General features: G+C 66.8%; 17 protein-coding genes. 11 read left to right on the top strand and 6 right to left on the bottom strand.

All coding sequences use genetic code 11. The annotated features are described in order from the left end of the window. The first annotated feature begins 58 nt into the window (after positions 1-58). The 4 genes from WEB52_16145 (at position 59) to WEB52_16130 (ending at position 5,460) form a co-directional block, all read left to right on the top strand. On the top strand, positions 59-817 hold the full coding sequence (locus WEB52_16145; protein ID MEX2227965.1) for an ABC transporter ATP-binding protein: 759 nt from the start codon (positions 59-61) through the stop codon (positions 815-817). Next, positions 814-4,125, top strand: coding sequence for an FtsX-like permease family protein (locus WEB52_16140; GenBank protein ID MEX2227964.1), 3,312 nt, complete (start codon positions 814-816; stop codon positions 4,123-4,125). Before WEB52_16145 ends, WEB52_16140 begins: the two co-directional genes overlap by 4 nt. A gap of 179 nt (positions 4,126-4,304) precedes the next feature. Next, a complete protein-coding gene (locus WEB52_16135; GenBank protein MEX2227963.1) occupies positions 4,305-4,514 on the top strand; it encodes a hypothetical protein in 210 nt (69 codons plus the stop codon). A 301-nt stretch (positions 4,515-4,815) separates the two neighbouring features. Beyond that, a complete protein-coding gene (locus WEB52_16130) occupies positions 4,816-5,460 on the top strand; it encodes a redox-sensing transcriptional repressor Rex (protein ID MEX2227962.1) in 645 nt (214 codons plus the stop codon). Between the two features lie 479 nt (positions 5,461-5,939). On the opposite strand, the gene WEB52_16125 is transcribed toward WEB52_16130, so the two are convergent. The 3 genes from WEB52_16125 to WEB52_16115 form a co-directional block, all read right to left on the bottom strand. After that, complete coding sequence (locus tag WEB52_16125; protein MEX2227961.1) at positions 5,940-6,584, bottom strand: response regulator transcription factor; 645 nt, start codon at positions 6,582-6,584, stop codon at positions 5,940-5,942. Further along, positions 6,581-8,362, bottom strand: coding sequence for a sensor histidine kinase (locus WEB52_16120; protein MEX2227960.1), 1,782 nt, complete (start codon positions 8,360-8,362; stop codon positions 6,581-6,583). The genes WEB52_16125 and WEB52_16120 overlap by 4 nt, the downstream gene beginning before the upstream one ends. Before the next feature lie 240 nt (positions 8,363-8,602). Beyond that, the gene (locus WEB52_16115) at positions 8,603-9,526 is read right to left on the bottom strand and encodes a proline dehydrogenase family protein (GenBank protein MEX2227959.1); all 924 of its coding nucleotides are present in this window, start codon (positions 9,524-9,526) and stop codon (positions 8,603-8,605) included. Between the two features lie 209 nt (positions 9,527-9,735). Here WEB52_16115 and WEB52_16110 point away from each other — a divergent pair, with 209 nt between their 5' ends. Beyond that, positions 9,736-10,497: a 2-phosphosulfolactate phosphatase gene (locus WEB52_16110; protein ID MEX2227958.1), complete on the top strand. Its 762-nt coding sequence runs from the start codon at positions 9,736-9,738 to the stop codon at positions 10,495-10,497. Here WEB52_16110 and WEB52_16105 read toward each other — a convergent pair. The 3 genes from WEB52_16105 to WEB52_16095 form a co-directional block, all read right to left on the bottom strand. Next, positions 10,484-11,755, bottom strand: a complete 1,272-nt coding sequence (locus WEB52_16105; GenBank protein MEX2227957.1) for a glutamate-5-semialdehyde dehydrogenase — start codon at positions 11,753-11,755, stop codon at positions 10,484-10,486. The genes WEB52_16110 and WEB52_16105 overlap by 14 nt on opposite strands. Before the next feature lie 62 nt (positions 11,756-11,817). After that, on the bottom strand, positions 11,818-12,138 hold the full coding sequence (locus tag WEB52_16100) for an AzlD domain-containing protein (GenBank protein MEX2227956.1): 321 nt from the start codon (positions 12,136-12,138) through the stop codon (positions 11,818-11,820). Continuing rightward, positions 12,135-12,869 carry an AzlC family ABC transporter permease gene (locus tag WEB52_16095; protein ID MEX2227955.1) on the bottom strand — a complete coding sequence of 245 codons (735 nt, stop codon included), beginning with the start codon at positions 12,867-12,869 and terminating at the stop codon, positions 12,135-12,137. The genes WEB52_16100 and WEB52_16095 overlap by 4 nt, the downstream gene beginning before the upstream one ends. Before the next feature lie 673 nt (positions 12,870-13,542). On the opposite strand from WEB52_16095, the gene WEB52_16090 reads away from it, so the two are divergent. From WEB52_16090 to WEB52_16065, 6 genes are read left to right on the top strand one after another with little or no spacing between them, the layout of a single operon-like run. Beyond that, the gene (locus WEB52_16090) at positions 13,543-13,860 is read left to right on the top strand and encodes a hypothetical protein (protein ID MEX2227954.1); all 318 of its coding nucleotides are present in this window, start codon (positions 13,543-13,545) and stop codon (positions 13,858-13,860) included. Continuing rightward, the gene (locus tag WEB52_16085; GenBank protein MEX2227953.1) at positions 13,857-14,033 is read left to right on the top strand and encodes a hypothetical protein; all 177 of its coding nucleotides are present in this window, start codon (positions 13,857-13,859) and stop codon (positions 14,031-14,033) included. The genes WEB52_16090 and WEB52_16085 overlap by 4 nt, the downstream gene beginning before the upstream one ends. Further along, a complete protein-coding gene (locus WEB52_16080) occupies positions 14,014-14,355 on the top strand; it encodes a hypothetical protein (GenBank protein ID MEX2227952.1) in 342 nt (113 codons plus the stop codon). Before WEB52_16085 ends, WEB52_16080 begins: the two co-directional genes overlap by 20 nt. Then, positions 14,348-14,599, top strand: coding sequence for a hypothetical protein (locus tag WEB52_16075; GenBank protein ID MEX2227951.1), 252 nt, complete (start codon positions 14,348-14,350; stop codon positions 14,597-14,599). Before WEB52_16080 ends, WEB52_16075 begins: the two co-directional genes overlap by 8 nt. Before the next feature lie 10 nt (positions 14,600-14,609). Then, positions 14,610-16,025, top strand: coding sequence for a hypothetical protein (locus WEB52_16070; GenBank protein ID MEX2227950.1), 1,416 nt, complete (start codon positions 14,610-14,612; stop codon positions 16,023-16,025). A 53-nt stretch (positions 16,026-16,078) separates the two neighbouring features. Further along, positions 16,079-16,432, top strand: coding sequence for a hypothetical protein (locus WEB52_16065; protein MEX2227949.1), 354 nt, complete (start codon positions 16,079-16,081; stop codon positions 16,430-16,432). Positions 16,433-16,731: the final 299 nt, after the last annotated feature.

Genomic DNA, 16,731 nt, shown 5'->3' with positions numbered 1-16,731 from the left:
ACGCATCGACGCAGCACATCGACCTCACATCGATCTCAATTCAGGAAGCAGGCCAGGCATGAGCACGCAACCGACGCAGCCACTGACGACGACGGCCACCCCCTCGCGGAATGGCACGGACCTGATCATCGATGCGCGCGACGTCCACAAGACGTACCGCACGGAAGACGTCGTAGTGCGCGCGCTGCAGGGCGTCACGCTGAGCGTCCCGCGCGGGGAGATGGTCGCGATCATGGGGCCTTCGGGTTGCGGCAAGACGACGCTGCTCAACTCGATGAGCGGGCTCGACACGATCGACCAAGGACTGATCCTGATCAACGGCGAAGACATCAACAAGATGTCCGACAACAAGCGGACGGAGTTCCGCGCCAGGCAGATGGGGTTCGTCTTCCAGTTCTACAACCTGTTGCCGGTGCTGAGCGCCGTCGAGAACGTGGAGTTGCCGCTGCTCGTTTCGGGCACGAAGGCCGCTGAGGCGCGCAAGCGTGCCCTGGAGTCGCTCGACCTGGTACACCTGCGCGACTGGGCGAAGCACAAGCCGGCGCAGCTTTCGGGCGGGCAGCGCCAGCGTGTGACGATCGCGCGGGCGCTCGTCAATAACCCGGCGATCGTCTGGGGTGACGAGCCGACGGGCGACCTGGACACGCAGAACGCCAGCGAGATCATGCAGCTCATCATCGACCTCAACCGCCAGCACAACCAGACGTTCGTCATCGTCACGCACGCGCCCGAGATCGCGGCGTTGTGCCATCGCATCGTCCACATGAAGGACGGACAGATCGTGAGCGAAGAAGTCCCGGCGGGGGCGCGCGCATGAACGAGTTCTTCGGCATCGACATGACGTACATCATGATCGCGCTGCTGGTGATCCTGGGGGTGGCGCTGTCTACCGTGCTGTACGTGGTCCTCCGCAACCGCGTCATGTTCCTCATCGGCGTGCGCAATATCCCGCGGCGGCGCGCGCAGACGACGCTGATCATCGTCGGGCTGATGTTGAGCACGCTGATCATCTCGACGGCGTTCGCGATCGGCGACACGGTGGACTACAGCATTACGAGCACCGGGTACGAGCGGCTGCACAGCATCGACGAGATCGTCGAAGTGGGAAACGACGATAACGGCATGGACGTATTCGGCGGAGACGGTGGCGCCGGTGGCGGCGGCGGACTGATCTCCGCGATCTCGATACCCGATGGTCAGGCTGACCAGTACATCGACGCGTTCAAGCGCAACGAAAGCGTCGATGGCGCGCTGGGGGTCGTGCGCGGTCCCGCTTCGGTGCAGAACGAGACGAAGAGGCTCACGGAACCGCTGGTCGTGGTGGTGGGCATCGATCCGGCCGAGATCGAAGGCTTCGAGTCGGACTTCGAGACGATTGCCGGCGAGCGCGTATCGCCGGGCGACCTGGGCGAGGGCGAGATCTACGCGAACGAAGCCGTCGCGGAAGACCTGGATATCGATCCGGGTGACCGGTTGTCGCTGTTTGTGGGCGGCGAGTCGCACGAGTTCAGCGTGAAGGACGTGGTGAAGGACCGCGTGCTCACCGGCTCGATCGCCGGCGTTGATGACGGGTTCCTCGTCGAGCGGAGCGTGGCGCAGGAACTGTTCGGGCGACCGGAGGAGATCGACTTCATCGCCATATCGAACGACGGTGGCGTGCGCGAAGGCATGGAGCTGACGGACGAGGTTGAGCCGGAGATCGCCGCGCTGCTCCAAGGCACGAGGCTCAACACGCAGCCGATCAAACAAGACACAGTGGAAGCTGCGAACGAGATCTCCTCGGTGTTCACGACGATCTTCGTCGTGCTGGGTCTGTTCTCGATCGCCGCGGGCATGATGTTGATCTTCCTGATCTTCGTAATGCTGGCGGCCGAGCGCAAAGTCGAGATGGGGATGGTGCGCGCGGTCGGTACGAAGCGCAGTCACCTGGTGCAGATCTTCATGTCGGAAGGCATGGTGTACAACCTTGGCGCGGCGGCCGTCGGCTGCCTGCTGGGGATCGGCGTCTCCGTGATCATGGTGCAGATGATGGAGCGCCTGTTCGCGGAGGACCTGGGCCTTGGCATCGTGTTTCACGTGACGGCGCGCAGTCTGATCGTGTCGTACGCAATCGGGGTGGTGCTGACCTTTATCACCGTGACGTTTTCGTCGTGGCGCATCGGCAACCTGAACATCGTGAGCGCGATCCGCGACATACCGGAGCAGAGCGATCGCGAAGAGCGGCCGGAGTTCCGGGGCATCGGCGGGCTGGTGAGCCTGGTGCGGTGGCTGATCTTCAAGCCGCGGGGCTGGCGACAGTGGCTGCTCGGTCCGGCGATTATCGTGGCGGGCGTGTTATCGGGAGCGATCGGCTTCGGCCTGTTCATCGTGGCGGGCGAGCTTTACGACACGTCGGCGGCCGGCTCGACGCTGGCGGTGATCCTGGGCGTATTTGGGGGCGCGGGGTTCGTGCTGGCGGCGGCTGCCGTCTTCATCGGCCTGTCGCGCATCTTCCAGTTAGGCGCGGTGCTGATCGTCGTGGGCGTGGCCGCGATCTTGCTGGGACTGGGCTCCGACATGGCGGCGCCATTCGGCCTCGGGTTTTCGGCGGCGACGTTCGGCGCCGCGATGGTGCTGGCGCAGTTGGGGTTGCCGGCGCGGCCGGTGTACACCGGTGCGGGGGCATTTCTGCTGATCGCCTGGTTGATGTTCGCCGGGGCCAGCACGCCGTTCGAGGCGGTGAACAACCTTGAAGGCGACATCGACATGTTCTTCGTCAGCGGCCTTTCGATGGTGCTGGCCGGGACGTTCCTCATCGTCTACAACGCCGATTTGCTGCTGGGCTTGCTGACGCTGACGGGTGGCCTCGTGCCGCGCATCGTTCCGTCGGTGCGGACGGCGGTCGCGTATCCGCTGGCGAACAAGTTCCGCACGGGCATGACGATCGCGATGATCTCGCTCGTGATGTTTGCGCTGGTGATGATGTCGACGATCAACGGGAACTTCGACCGGGTGTTCCTGAGCGAAGAGGCGGAGGGCGGCTACGACGTCATCGCGTTCGAGAATCCGGGCAATCCGGTCGACGACCTGGTGACGACGCTGGAGAGCGCGGGCGCCGATGGCGGCGCCGGCAGCGACGGGACGGTCGACACGAGCACGATCGCCGGCGTCGACAAGGTGCAGCAGGCGAATTCGTCGGTCGCGGGCGTGCGGCTTCCCGGCGACCAGGACTGGGAGGAGTACCAGATCCTGGGCGTGAGCGACGGCTTCGCCGAGAACAACGAGCTGGTATTTCAATCGCGCGCGACTGGATTCGACAGCGACGACGCAGTCTGGGATGCGATCGCCGCGGGCGGTGATTATGCAGTCGTCGATTCGTTCGCCGTCGGCGGCGACGACTTCGAGGGCGGATTCGCGCTGAAGGGCATCGAGCCGGAGGACCGGACATTCGAGCCGGTCCGGGTGCAGCTCCATGATGAGGCGACAGGCGCGATTCGCGACGTGCAGGTCATCGGCGTGCTGAATACGGCGAGCAGCGGTCTCTTCAGCGGCATGCACATCTCCGACGAGGTGTTTGACGAGCTGTACGAACGGCCGTTGCTCTCGGTGCACTACGTACGGCTGCAGGACGGCGCCGATGCGACGGCTGTCGCGCAGGACATCGAGCGGACGTTGCTGTTCCAGGGTGTGCAGGCGGAGTCGATCCGCAAGATCATCGATGACTACCAGGCGCAGAGCCGGGGCTTCCTGTATCTGATCCAGGGCTTCATGGGCATCGGCCTGTTCGTGGGCATCGCGGCCGTGGGCGTGATCGCGTTCCGCACCGTGGTGGAGCGACGCCAGCAGATCGGCATGCTGCGGGCGATCGGGTACACGCGGGGGGCGATTGCGCTGAGCTTCATCATGGAGTCGTCGTTCACGGCGCTGTTGGGTATTGTGAGCGGCATCGCGCTGGCGTTGCTGCTGGCGTATCAGCTCATGCAGACGGACGAGTTCATTCCGGGAGGCGTGCCGAGCTTCTACATTCCGTGGGTGCAGATCCTGGCGATCGGCGGATTCGCGTTCATCGCGTCGTTGATCATGACGATCATTCCATCGCGGCAAGCATCGACGATCCCGATCGCGGAGGCGCTGCGGTACGAGTAGCCGGGGCGTGCAACGAAGCCGCTGAAGTAGGGGCGCACAGTCTGTGCGCCTCTACTTGTCGGGCCCAAAGCTGCCCGTCGAGCGTGTCCGGCTCCGCGTTCCACCGTTGAACGCCCGCGCTCGATGTCCTACGATCCGGCCTCACCGAGGCGATCGCGCATGAATGGGAGCAAGGCGGCATGAAGACGGAGATCTACGAGTCGGACCCGTTCTCGCCGAAGAAGGGTCAGTTGCTGGCGACGCTGGCGAGCGAGTACCGGTTCGAGAAGGGCGATGAGGTCTATTTCGACGACGCGCCGTCGCGGCTGAAGGTGCGCGTGATCGACGTCCGGCTGCACGTGAAGGGCGACGCGAGCGTGTACCGGGAGATTTTGGCGCTGAAGCTCTAGGGCGGCTCGACTGTGTCTTCGGTGCGTTTCGTCGTGACTGGAGGCTGGAGGCTGGAGGTGCAGTCCAGCGATTCTGCGCGATGCCGACGGCGCCTGGCGATCCGTTGAGCCGGCGGCTCGACTGTCTTCGGTGCGTTTCATCGTGCCTGGAGGCTGGAGGCTGGCGCGCCGTCCGGCGATTCCGCGTCGCTGCGCCGGCGGCCGGCGATCCGTTGACCCATGGGAGGGGCGGTGATACATTGCGCCAAATTGCGCAATTGGGTGCTACCGTCCCCGCAACCAGCTTCGCGCAGGAGCCCAAATGCCCATAGAAATTCCAGATGTCGTCATCGACCGGCTGCCCGTGTACGCGCGCGCGCTGGCGGCGCTGGAGCGAAATGGCCGCGAGGTCGTCAGTTCGCAGGAATTGGGGGCGCAGCTCGGGGTGACGCCGGCGCAGATCCGCAAGGACCTCAGCTACTTCGGGCGTTTCGGCAAGCAGGGGCGCGGCTACAACGTCAAGCGCCTGCTCGAGGAGTTGCACCAGATCCTGGGCCTCGACCGCGAGTGGAACATGGTGGTGATCGGCGTCGGGCAGCTGGGACGCGCGATCCTGCAGTACGCCGGCTTCGCGCCGCAGGGATTCAACATCGTCGGCGCGTTCGATGCGGATCCGAAGCTGATCGGCGAGACGATCGAGCACCAGGTGATCAAGCCCGTCGATGAGTTGCCGCATCTGCTGCAGAACGTGCGCGTCGACATCGGCATCGTCGCGACGCCGGCGGCGGCGGCGCAGTCGGTGATCGATGCGCTGGTGGGCGCGGGCGTGAACGCGATTCTCAATTACGCGCCGATCGCGGCGCACGTGCCGCGGCACGTACACATCAAGGACATCGACCCGGTGCTTGCGCTGCAGTCGATGACATTCTATCTGAAGAACGAAGTGCCGGTGGCGGTGGCGAAGTGAGTTGTAAGTCGTAAGTTGTAAGTCGTCAGTGCCACCGTCGCGTTCTGGCAGCAGGCGCCGGGTAGGAACTCGCAGTAAGACCTACGTCGCCGCTAGATCATCCTCTTGAGGCCGCGCAGCCACGACCGCAATTGGTCGCGTAGCTCCTCTTCACTATCCTTGCCTTCCAGCACCCGAAATGTGGGACCCCAGGCAATTTTAACGAAGTCGTAGACCAAGTCTTCATCCCAGGGAGGATCCTTCTCCGGATACTTTTCTCGATAGCCTCGGAGCGACACGACGAGTTGATGGTGAAAGGATCCACGGAAGCATCGCTACTCAGTACTGCCTCAATCCAACGAACAGCCCACTTCTGCGTTGGGCCCACGAGCATCGTTTTGTGGACCATGGTCTTGGCGCACGAGCGGCTTCCAATCTGTGGCCGGAATTACGCTCATGGAACACGCGCGTCCCCGCAGCTCAACGGCGAAACTAGTTTCTCAGTCGTCCTTCACCAACCCCTTGCGCGCTGCGTAGGCGGCCGCCTCTGAGCGGCGGCTGAATCCCAGCTTGCTGAGGATGTGGCTGACGTGATTGCGCGCGGTGTTTTCGCTGACGACGAGTTTCGCCGCGATCTCCTTGTTCGTGGCGCCTTCGGAGATCAGCATGAGCACCTCGCGTTCGCGCGCGGTCAGTTCGTCCTGGTCGCCGGGCTTCGCCTGCATGCCGACGAGCTTCTCGAGCACGCTCTTCGTGACTTTTGAGTCGAGCAGCGATTCGCCGCGGGCTACGGAGCGCAGCGCTTCGAGCAGGCGGGCGCGCGCGACGTTCTTCAGCACGTAGCCGGCTGCGCCGGCCAATAGCGCGGCGACGACAGTCTCCTCCTCGGCGAAGGAGGTCAGCATCAGCACTCTCGTGGCCGGCAGTTCGTTGCGGATTTCGCGGCACGCTTGGATGCCGTCCATGCCGTCCATGCGGACGTCCATGAGGACGATGTCGGGCTGGTGCGCGCGCGCCTTGTCGATCGCTTCCTTGCCGTTCGCGGCCTCGGCGACGACGGTGAAATCGTCTTCGATCTCGAGCGCGGCCTTCAGGCCCATGCGCACGACCTCGTGGTCATCGACGATCATCAGCCGTGTCTTCACGCATCCTCCCCGATCGGCACGCTGACTTCGATGCGCGTGCCTTCGCCCGGCGACGTCACCATGTCGACGGTCCCGCTCAGATCATCGACGCGATCGCGCAGATTGCCCATACCATACCCGACGCGCGCGCCCGGCTCGCCTTCCGGTATGCCGATGCCGTCGTCCTCGATCGAGAGGGTCACGCGGTCGCCGGCGAAGCGCACGCCGACGCGCACCTGTGATGCCTGTGCGTGGCGGAAGATGTTGCCGAGACCCTCCTGCACGATGCGGTACAGCGCAGCGCTGGTTTCGACGGGCAGGCGGGCGACATCGCCGGTGATCTCCAGTTCGACGGGAAGCTCCGAGACAGCCTGGAACTCCTTCACCTGGCCCTGGATCGCGCCGACCAGCCCCTCGTCGCCGCTAAGCAAAGGGCGCAGGTCGAAGATGTACTGGCGCACTTCCCAGAGCGCATTCTTGGCGAGCGTCGTGAGGTCTTTGAGGCGCTGGCGTTGCTCTTCCGGATTCGTGCCGACGCGGTCCACCGCCGTCTCCAGGCTGAGCGAGAGCATGTACACCATCTGCGCGATGCCGTCGTGGATCTCGCGGGCGATGCGCGTGCGTTCGCTCTCCGCCGCAAGCTCCGCGACGCGGCCGGTCAGGCGCACGTTGCGGATGCCGAGCGCGATCTGTCCGGCGACCGCGTCGAGCAGGCGTACCTCGTGCAGGATGGAGATCGGGCGTTCGAGCGTGGCGGCGATCAACCAGCCTTCGACGGCTTCGGCGCTGCGCAGGGGCACGGCTGCGAGCCAGCCGGAGTGCTCGAGGGTCGAGCGAAGCGTCGGTGGAAGCGCCGTCAGCGCGTAGGTGCGGGCGCCATCATCGTCGAAGGCGGCCGACATCTCGCGCAGGTCGGGCAGGTCTTCGATCAACATGCCGTAGACGCGGAGCTGGCCATCATGCGGGTCGCCGGGCGTGATCAGCGCCACATGGTCGAAACGGGACGCTTCGAGCGCGGCGCGGGCGACGCCGGGCAGCACGCGGTCGAGATTGCCGCTCCCCTCGAGGAACGCGCGCGCGACGCGGTACTGCAGTTCGTTATCGGCAAGCGCTTCTTCGGCGCCGCGCCGCGCTGCGTCGAGTTCACGGAGCAGGCTGCCGAGGTAGCTCGGCACGAGGACGATGAGCATGGGCGTGATGATGGCGCCGATGAAGCTGTTGAGATTGCGGTCCGCCCAGGAACCGCGCACACCATCGCCGAAGATCGCGACGCCGGCGAAATACAGGAGCATGTAGGCGAGGCCGAGGCCGACGACGGCGCGAAACGTGAGGAAGAACGACGGGATCAGCAGCGCCGTGAGCGCGAAGTGGAAGTAGGGACTGCGCCAACCGCCGCTGAGATAGAGCGCCATCAGCGCCAGCGCGAGGTCGAGCAGGCCGATCACGAGCACGTCGTACTGCTCCGGCGACGTGAAATATTTTCGCAGGCGGGCGAGCAGCGCGGGGCGCAGCACCGGCACGTAGAACGTCAGCAGCGTGAGTTGGATGAAGGTGCCGATGAGCAGCCAGGGTTCGAAGCGCGTGTTGACGTCGGGCAGGCCGGCGAGCAGCACGACGAGCAGCGCGATGAACCACGTCGCCCAGCGCACGATGAAGGGCGAGGTGAAGACGGCGAGGCGGATGCCGCCGGGGAGCGTCTCGTAGGAGGCGTCGCTGGGGCGGCGGCGCCAGAACGTCGGCAGCGCCGCGACGCGCGTGCGGATCTCCTCGAGCGGGTGTTCGGACGCGATGATGTCCATCGGGAGCATCGTACATGAGGCTGGCTGTTGGACGCGGGAAGCGGGAGGCGGGACGTTGGAAGCGGGAAGCGGGAAGCGGGAGGCGGGAGCGGGAAGCGGGAAGCGGGAAGCGGGAAGCGGGATGCGGGATGTTAAGGGTTGTACGTGAGCGGTTGGACGCTGGAGGTTGGAGGTGGCCGAGCGCGGGCTTCCGGTCGGCGTAGGCCCGTCGTCGAACCACGACAGATTGGGCCTGGCCGGTCAGGCGCGGCGGAAGGCGTTGCGCAGGAAGAACCAGAGGTTCGCGGGGCGTTCTGCGAGGCGTCGCATGAGGTACGGATACCATTGCTCGCCGTACGGCACGTAGACGCGCACGCGGTGGCCCTGCGCGAGCAACTGGCGCTGCAGGCCGGTGCGGATGCCGTACAGGAACTGGAACTCGTATCGGTCGCGCGGGATGGCGCGCGTTTCGGCGGATCGGAGCGCGGCGCGGATCATGCGGGCGTCGTGGGTGGCGACGGCAAGCGAGCCGCCGGGCGCCAGATGCTCGAAGTACAGGTCCGTCAGCCGCGCGAACGCGTCGTCGACCTGCTGCTTCTCCTGGCAGGCGATCTCGGCGGGCTCGCGATAAGCGCCCTTGACGAGCCGGACCGGCGCCCCTTCCGCAGCGAGTTGCGCGACGTCGTCGGCGCTGCGATGGAGGTACGACTGGATGACGACGCCGACGTTATCGTGCGACGCGCGGATCTCGCGGAACAGCGCGAGGGTGGCTTCGGTGTAGCGCGAGTCCTCCATATCGATGCGCACGAAGGCGCCGGCGTCCTGCGCCGCATCGAGCACGGCGTGCAAGGAGCGGGCCGCAAGTTCGCGGTCGAAGGCCAGTCCAAGCTCTGTGAGCTTGATCGAGATGTGGCTTCGCAGGGCGAATTGCTTGACGGCGCGCGCGAAGGACGTGAACTCCTCGATCGCAGCATGGACGGCGCGCTCCTCCTTGACCTCTTCGCCGAGGAACGAGACCGTCGCATCGAAGCCCTGCGCGTTGAGGCGGCGGACCGCCTCGATGACGTCGGCCTGGCGCTCGCCGGCGACGAAACGGCGTGAGAAGCCGCGGAATCCCGGTACGTTGGCGGCGATGTGCGCGGCGGCGCGGCTGCGCGAGAGCCAGAAGATCAGCGGGCGGATCATCGGGCTTAGCGTACCGTGATGGAAGCGGGAAGCGGGAAGCGGGAAGCGGGAAGCGGGAAGCGGGAAGCGGGAAGCGGGACGCGGGAAGCGGGACGCGGGAAGCGGGAAGCGGGAAGCGGGAAGCGGGCGGACTGACAATCGCGTGACTTGACGCGCAGGCTTGACGCTGGCGCTCGATCTCTCAGGCGGGCGGGCTTACGCTCGATCGCATGAAGCTGGGAGTGGCGCTCACGCCGCGGCTGATGCGGGAGCCGCGCAGGCATGCGGTTGCGGTCGTCGACGTGCTGCGCGCGACGTCGTCGCTGGTGACGATGTTCGAGCGCGGGCTGCTGCGCGCGTTGATCAGCGATTCGCTGCGGGACGCGCGGCAACTGGCGCTGCGCAACTTCTCGCTGCTGTGCGGCGAAGCGAAGATGCTGCCGATCGCGGGCTTCGACTACGGCAACTCGCCCGCGGAGTTCGACGCGCTGTCATTGAAGGGCAAGTCGGCGGTGCTCTGGACGACGAACGGCACGAAGGCGCTCGGCGCTGCCGCGGAGTCGCCCGCTGTCATCGCGGCAGCGCTGCTCAACCGGCGGGCGGCGGCGCGCAGGCTGCTCGAAGAAGCACGCACGCGGCAGCTTGATGCGATGGTGCTGTGCGCAGGGCTCGACCGCGGCGTTGCGTTCAGCCTGGAAGATACGGTGACGGCCGGCGCGATCGTCGAAGCGGCGCGCGAGACCGATCCGGAGGTCGAGCTGACGGACGAGGCCTGGTCCGCGTACCACCTGTGGCGCTGGTACGACGGCGATGCACTGCGCGCATTCGGGCAGGCCTCGCATGGCCGGGCGCTTCTCACCGCGGGTTTCGGGGGCGATTTGCGCTTCGCGGCGCAGGTGGACGCCTACGAGATGGTGCCGGTGCTGTACGACGAAGACGGTGTGAAGACGATGCGCGCGAGGCCGCGTGAGAAGCGCGCTAAGCAGGCCTGATCTGACCGTCGCCGAAGACGATCCACTTGTAGGTGCATATCTCGTTGAGGCCGACGGGGCCGCGCGCGTGTGCCTTTTGCGTCGCATCAATGATCTCGGCGCCCATGCCGAACTGCGCGCCATCGGTGAACTGCGTGCTGGCGTTGACGTAGCAGACGGCGGTATCCACTTCGCGCAGGAAGCGCATGCCGGTGCTGTAGTTCTCGGTGACGATGGCGTCGGAGTGGCCGGTGCCGTGCTCGTAGATGAAGTCGACGGCATCGTCATACGAGTCGACGACCTTCACAGACGCGACGAGCGCGAGAAACTCCTTGCCGAAGTCATCCGACGACGCGCGCACGACGTTGCTCTTGCCGGACAGCGCTTCGAACGCCCTGTCGTCGCAGCGCAGTTCGACGCCCTTCTCGTTCATGGCATCGGCGATGCGCGGCAACAGCGTATCGACGACGCCGGCGTGCACGATCACGGTATCGAGCGCGTTGCAGATGCTGTAGCGGCGGGTCTTGGCGTTGACGGCGATGCGGACGGCCTTCTCGGCGTCGGCATCGCGGTCGATGTAGGTATGACAGACGCCGACGCCGCCGATCAGGGCCGGCATGGTGGCGTGCTGTTCGACGAAGCGGAGCAGCTCTTCGCCGCCCCGCGGCACGACGAGGTCGATGTATTCCTTCATCTGCAGCATCTCGGCCACGATCGCGCGGTCGCTCGATTCGATGACCTGCACGGAGCCGGCGGGGAGGCCTGCGCCGGCAACGGCACCGCTGATGATGCGGCCGAGCACCTTGTTTGATTCGAGCGCTTCCTTGCCGCCGCGCAAGATCGTCGCGCTGCCCGCCTTGAGGCAGAGCGCGGCGATATCGACGGTGACGTTCGGGCGGTTCTCGTAGATGGCGCCGATGACGCCGAACGGCACGCGGATCTTGCCGACCATCATGCCGTTGGGCCGCGTGTGCATCTCGAGCGTCTCGCCGACCGGGTCGGGCAGTCGCGCGACGTTGCGGGTGTCGTTCGCGATGCCTTCGATACGCTGGGCGTTGAGCGTGAGCCGGTCGATGATGCCTTCGCCGAGCCCGTCTTCGCGGCCGCGGGCGGTATCGCGGTCGTTCGCCGCGACGATCTCGCTGGCGTTCGCGATGAGAGCGTCGGCGAGCGCGTTGAGCGCGGCGTTCTTGGCATCCGTCGATGCGGTCGCGAGGCGGCGGGCCGCGAGTTTGGCTTCGCGGGCCTTGGCTTCGATTTCGGATGCGGTCGTCGTCATCGGAACGTCCTCGGCGCGATGGTACTGGCGGAGTGCGGGCAGTGTAGCAAGCGCGCGCGGGACTACGTCAGCGCTTCGAGGGCCCAGAGCGCGGACATGCCGGCGCCGATCGTCAGCCAGGTATTCGACGTGAGGCGCGCGACGGCCGCTGCCAGCACGGCGGCCAGCAGCCGTTCGTTTCCGAAGGTCGCGTCGAACGTCTCTTGCTCGCCGATATAGAGGACGGCCGGCAGGATGATCGCGGTCAGGGCGGCGGGCGTCACGTAGCGGAGCGCATCGCGGGCGAAGGCGGGGAGCGTCGAGTGGTGGACGAACACGAGCATCGACAGGCGGATGGCGTACGTGACGAGGCCCATGCCGATGACGATGATCCAGAGGTTCATGCGAGTTCGATGTCCGGCGAGACGTCGTCGCGGCGGCGGTCGCGGAGGCTGCGTTCGATGATGAGGCCCGCCGCGATGCCGGCGACGGCGGCGGTGAAGAGTCCGGTCCCGTACGGCCACTGGTATCCGGCGAGCGCCACGGCGCCCGCGACCGTGGCGGCCGCGAGCGACGCTCGGTCACGCAGCAACGGAACGACGATCGCAAGGAACGTCAGCGGCAGTGCGAAGTCGAGTTGCCAGCCGGCAGGCACGGCCGCGCCGACGAGAATGCCGGCGGCGGTGCTGACCTGCCAGCAGACCCAGAGCGCGAGCGCCGTGCCGAAGAAGAACCAGTGCGCGCGCGGCGCCGCATCTTCGCGGCGGTAGCGGTGCATGGCGACGGCGTAGGCCTCATCGGTCAACAGGTATGCGAGGAGCCAGCGCCAGCCGCCGCCCAGATGCTCGACGTAGGGCGCGATCGACGCGCTGTAGAGCATGTGGCGCGCGTTGACGAGCGCGGCCGACAGGACGATCACGACGCCGGGCACGCCCTGGGCGATCAGTTGCGTGCCGACGAACTGGCTCGCGCCGGCGAAGACGATCCACGACATCGACTGGGCAAGCGCGCCGGAAAGATCGGTCTCGACGGCGTAGGCGCCATACGCGAGACCGAAGGGCGTCACGCCGAGCAGCAGCGGCACCTGGCCGCGCACGCCCGCGAAGAACTCGGACCGGCGAGAGGGTAGCGGCATGTTGTGCGGAGTATATGCGGGCGTTGCTTGACGCCCGGGCGGGCTTGTAATGCCGGTATGGGGTAGCCGTTTAGGTTCTTAGTTGAAGGAGGCGGGGCCTTCAACACAGACGGAGGATTGCAGCAATGCGACCCTCCGTCTGACGTTTTTCGCGGACGCCGACTGACGCTCGGGGTTCGCCCATCGCGGATGCGCTCTCCGCGAAGCCCGACGGCCCTTCGCTTTCGAGCCGGGCGACACCGGTGCCTAGCCTGGCGCCCGCCGGGAGATTCTTCGCTTCGCTCCGAATGACGCCGGGCGCGACGCTCGTATGCGGCTTGGCGTGTGTGAGTCGGGAGTGCGTGGCGCCCCCGCCCCGTGCAGCAGTGCGACCCTCCGTCTGACGTTTTTCGCGGACGCCAGTCTGCGCCTCGCACAGCGGCGTCGCCCCGCCCGCTCCCTCAGTGCAGGCGACGCCACGCGTCAGCCACGGTCAGCCCCCTTGACCGGACGACGATGCTGCTTCCAGGGCGAGGGCGAGGGCGAGGGCGAGGGCGAGATTCGGATTCGTCATGGCGGTGGGGGCACCACGCGAAAGGGTGACATGCGCGCCTTCCGGGGGGGTAGAACACATGTTCTACACTGCTCCGTATCTCGTTCCCCGCGTACAGCAAGGACTCGAAGGATGCGCAGCGTGGACGTTGCCGCCGCCCTCACCTTCGCCGCCGATGGCGCTACCGCGGTCGCGTCGGCGTTCAACGCGGCGGTGCTGCTGGCCCGGCGGGCTGGCGAGCGCACGCCCGGGCGGCGTCACGCCGTGATGGTGCTTGCGGTCGTCAGCGGCGGCGTCGCGGTGCAGGCCGTGTTCGCGCAAGCGCTCTACTCCGCGCACCGCTTCGACCTGGATGTGGCGCCGTTCTTCGCGCCGGCGCCATGGCTGGCTTCACGCGTCGTGCTGCTCGGCGGCACGCTGCTGCTCTCGGCGCTGATCCTGAGGAGGCACGGGCGATGAAACTACGTACGGGCCTTGCGCGGGCGATCAAGCGGCGGGACTGGGACGCCGCCGCGCTCTACGCATTGCTCGCCCTGGCGCGCGCCATCGAGGACGCGCCGGAGGCGACGCTCGACGACCTGCTTGCCGCGCTCACGTTGACGGAGGACAGCGATGCGACGCGCACAACGTGATCCGGCGCCACGGCGTCGCAACTTCTACGCCGGCGCGTTCGACGGGGCCGACCAGGAATTGCTCTGGCAGGCGGCGCAGATCGACGGCATCGAGGACGAAATCGCGGCGTTGCGGCTGGTGCTGCGGAAGCACCTGTGCGACCGGCCGGAGACGTACGACGTGATGCTGAAGAACGTTGACTCGCTGTTGCGCGCGGTCTCGGCGAAGTACCGCATGAGCCCGAAGAACGCGCAGGACTTCGCGGAGCGCATGACGGCGACGTTGCGCGACCTGGGGGAGCAGATCGCGCCCGGCCTGATGGGGATGGACAACGATGTCTGAACGTCGGGAATCACGCGCGTCGAGGCGGCTGCGCAGCGCCATTCGCAGCCTGGTGGTCGCTCAGCGCGGCGCGAGCGTCGAGCCGCTGGAGGCGATGAGCGCGCCGGCGTTTCGTGCCGTGGTCGCGCAACGGCTGCGCGCGCTCGAACGCGACCTGGCGGAGGTACGGACGCGCGTCAACGGACTGCTCTTCGTGGTGGCGGGCGCCGCCGTCACGCAGGTGGTGCTGCGGCTATTTGCATGAAGGAGCGATCGTGACCGTCACGCCCGCAAGCATCGTACGCATGAAGCGCCGGCAAGACGGCGGGCTGTACGCGCTGCGTCCGTATCAGCGCGAGGCTGCGCGCGCCGTGCTGAGTTCCGTCATCGAGCGGGCTGGGCGGACGATCACGATCGAGATCGCGCGGCAGGGCGGCAAGAACGAGCTTTCGGCGCAGATCGAGTTGTTCCTGCTGGCGCTCTCCGCCGGGCAGGACCGCGAGGCGGTGAAATGCGCGCCGACGCGCAACCCACAGCTCCTGGTCAGCATGCGGCGGCTGCGCAACCGGCTGACGGAGGCCGGCATGGCGCCCGTCACGAAGGCGGAGCCGAGCGCGATCAGCGTCGGGCGGGCGCGGCTGTACTTTCTCTCGGCGGAGCGCCATGCGAGCGTCGTCGGCCATACGGCGAGCCTGCTGCTGGAGGTCGATGAAGCGCAGGACGTCGACACGGAGAAGTACGAACGCGAGTTCGCGCCGATGGGCGCGACGGCGAACGTCACGACCGTCATGTACGGCACGGCCTGGGACGGCTCGAGCCTGCTCGAGCGCGCGAAGCAGGCGAACCTGGAAGCGGAACGTCGCGACGGCGTGCGCCGCCACTTCGAGTACGACTGGCAGCACGTCGCGCGGCACAACGCGGAGTACCTCGCGCACGTCGAGAAGCGGCGGCAGGAGTTGGGAGAGACGCACCCGCTGTTCCTGACGCAGTACTGCCTGAAGACGATCGCCGGCGCGGGACGCCTGTTGTCGAACGTGCAGCAGGGGCTGCTCGCAGGGGAGCACGGGCGCGAAGCATGGCCGACGCCGGGCGCGGCCTACGTCGCCGGGCTCGACCTGGGCGGAGGGGCCGCGAACGCGGCAGATGCCGCATCGCACGACGCGACGGTGCTCACGATCGGCCGCGTCGTCTTCGCCGATGCTTCGGCGCTGGTGCAGGAGCCGCGGGTCGAGATCGTCGAGCACTACTGCTGGACGGGCGTGCCGCACGACGCGCTGTTGCCGCAGCTCATCGACCTGCTGCGGCGGTGGCGCGTGAACCGCGTCGCGGTCGACGCGACGGGGCTGGGCGAGACGGCTGCGCGCGTCGTCGCGGCAGCGCTCGGCGAATCGCGCGTCGAGGCGCTGAAGTTCACGGCGGCGAGCAAGTCGGCGCTGGGCTTCGACCTCATCGCGGCGGTCAACGGCGCCCGCGTGAAGATGTACGCCGCCGACGGATCGAGTGAGTGCAGCGAGTTCTGGCGGCAGGCGTCGCTGGCGCGCGTCGCCTATCGATCGAACGGGACGATGAACTTCTACTGCGACGCGGCGGAGTGCCACGACGACTACCTGGTGAGCGCGGCGCTGCTGGTGCGCGCGGCGAAGACGCAGACGCGCAGGGCGGCGCTAGGCCGCGTCCGCGCGCCGACGTAGGGCTCGCACGTCGAGACGGCCGGCAACGAAGGACGAGTGGCGGGGTGGTACGGATGGTTGCATTGCACAACGACGACGATGACAAAGAAGCGCCGCTTCTCGCGCGCAATGCGGGCGCGCCGCGGCTGGCGCTCGTGCGCTGCGACACGCTGCCCGAGGACGCGGTGTATCGCGACACGGGGTGCGATCTGGCTCCGAGCTGTCTCAACTGTCCGTTGCCGCGATGCAAGTACGACGTCCCTCGCAGCGCGCGCCGTCTCGGGAACTGCGCGCGTGACCGCGAGATCGCGGTGTTGCGTCGCAAGTACGACGCGCCGATCGCGGCGATCGCGGTGACGTTTGCGATCTCGCGGCGGCAGGTGTTTCGGATTCTGCGGGAGGAGCGGGAACGGAAGGATGGAGCGTGACGGTGCGTACGTCGTTTTGGCGAGGGGATGCGCGTGTGGCCGTGACGAGATCCTTCGCGTTCGCTCAGGATGACGTTATGCGGCGGTCAGTGAGGTTAAGCGGCGCGCGGTGCAGTGCGAGACGAGATCCTTCGCGTTCGCTCAGGATGACGTTATGCGGCGGTCAGTGAGGTTAAGCGGCGCGCGGTGCAGTGCAAGACGAGATCCTTCGCATTCGCTCAGGATGACGTTATGCGGCGGTCGGGTGAGGTTAAGCGGCGCGCGGTGCAGTGCGAGACGAGATCCTTCGCGTTCGCTCA

The organism is Dehalococcoidia bacterium (genome assembly GCA_040902535.1).
Taxonomy (GTDB): domain Bacteria; phylum Chloroflexota; class Dehalococcoidia; order DSTF01; family JACRBR01; genus JBBDXD01.
The sequence above is the reverse complement of the archived record's forward strand: the minus strand, read 5'-3'. Positions and strand labels throughout refer to the sequence as shown.

What these genes read in the sequence shown, in the direction of transcription:
- WEB52_16100 (MEX2227956.1), bottom strand. Translation starts at nt 12,138, where the DNA reads ATGAACCTCTGGATCATCGTCATCGGCATGGGCCTCGTCACGTACGCC.
- WEB52_16130 (MEX2227962.1), top strand. Translation starts at nt 4,816, where the DNA reads ATGCCCATAGAAATTCCAGATGTCGTCATCGACCGGCTGCCCGTGTAC.
- WEB52_16065 (MEX2227949.1), top strand. Translation starts at nt 16,079, where the DNA reads ATGGTTGCATTGCACAACGACGACGATGACAAAGAAGCGCCGCTTCTC.
- WEB52_16115 (MEX2227959.1), bottom strand. Translation starts at nt 9,526, where the DNA reads ATGATCCGCCCGCTGATCTTCTGGCTCTCGCGCAGCCGCGCCGCCGCG.
- WEB52_16075 (MEX2227951.1), top strand. Translation starts at nt 14,348, where the DNA reads ATGTCTGAACGTCGGGAATCACGCGCGTCGAGGCGGCTGCGCAGCGCC.
- WEB52_16135 (MEX2227963.1), top strand. Translation starts at nt 4,305, where the DNA reads ATGAAGACGGAGATCTACGAGTCGGACCCGTTCTCGCCGAAGAAGGGT.
- WEB52_16105 (MEX2227957.1), bottom strand. Translation starts at nt 11,755, where the DNA reads ATGACGACGACCGCATCCGAAATCGAAGCCAAGGCCCGCGAAGCCAAA.
- WEB52_16095 (MEX2227955.1), bottom strand. Translation starts at nt 12,869, where the DNA reads ATGCCGCTACCCTCTCGCCGGTCCGAGTTCTTCGCGGGCGTGCGCGGC.
- WEB52_16145 (MEX2227965.1), top strand. Translation starts at nt 59, where the DNA reads ATGAGCACGCAACCGACGCAGCCACTGACGACGACGGCCACCCCCTCG.
- WEB52_16140 (MEX2227964.1), top strand. Translation starts at nt 814, where the DNA reads ATGAACGAGTTCTTCGGCATCGACATGACGTACATCATGATCGCGCTG.
- WEB52_16120 (MEX2227960.1), bottom strand. Translation starts at nt 8,362, where the DNA reads ATGGACATCATCGCGTCCGAACACCCGCTCGAGGAGATCCGCACGCGC.
- WEB52_16110 (MEX2227958.1), top strand. Translation starts at nt 9,736, where the DNA reads ATGAAGCTGGGAGTGGCGCTCACGCCGCGGCTGATGCGGGAGCCGCGC.
- WEB52_16080 (MEX2227952.1), top strand. Translation starts at nt 14,014, where the DNA reads ATGCGACGCGCACAACGTGATCCGGCGCCACGGCGTCGCAACTTCTAC.
- WEB52_16085 (MEX2227953.1), top strand. Translation starts at nt 13,857, where the DNA reads ATGAAACTACGTACGGGCCTTGCGCGGGCGATCAAGCGGCGGGACTGG.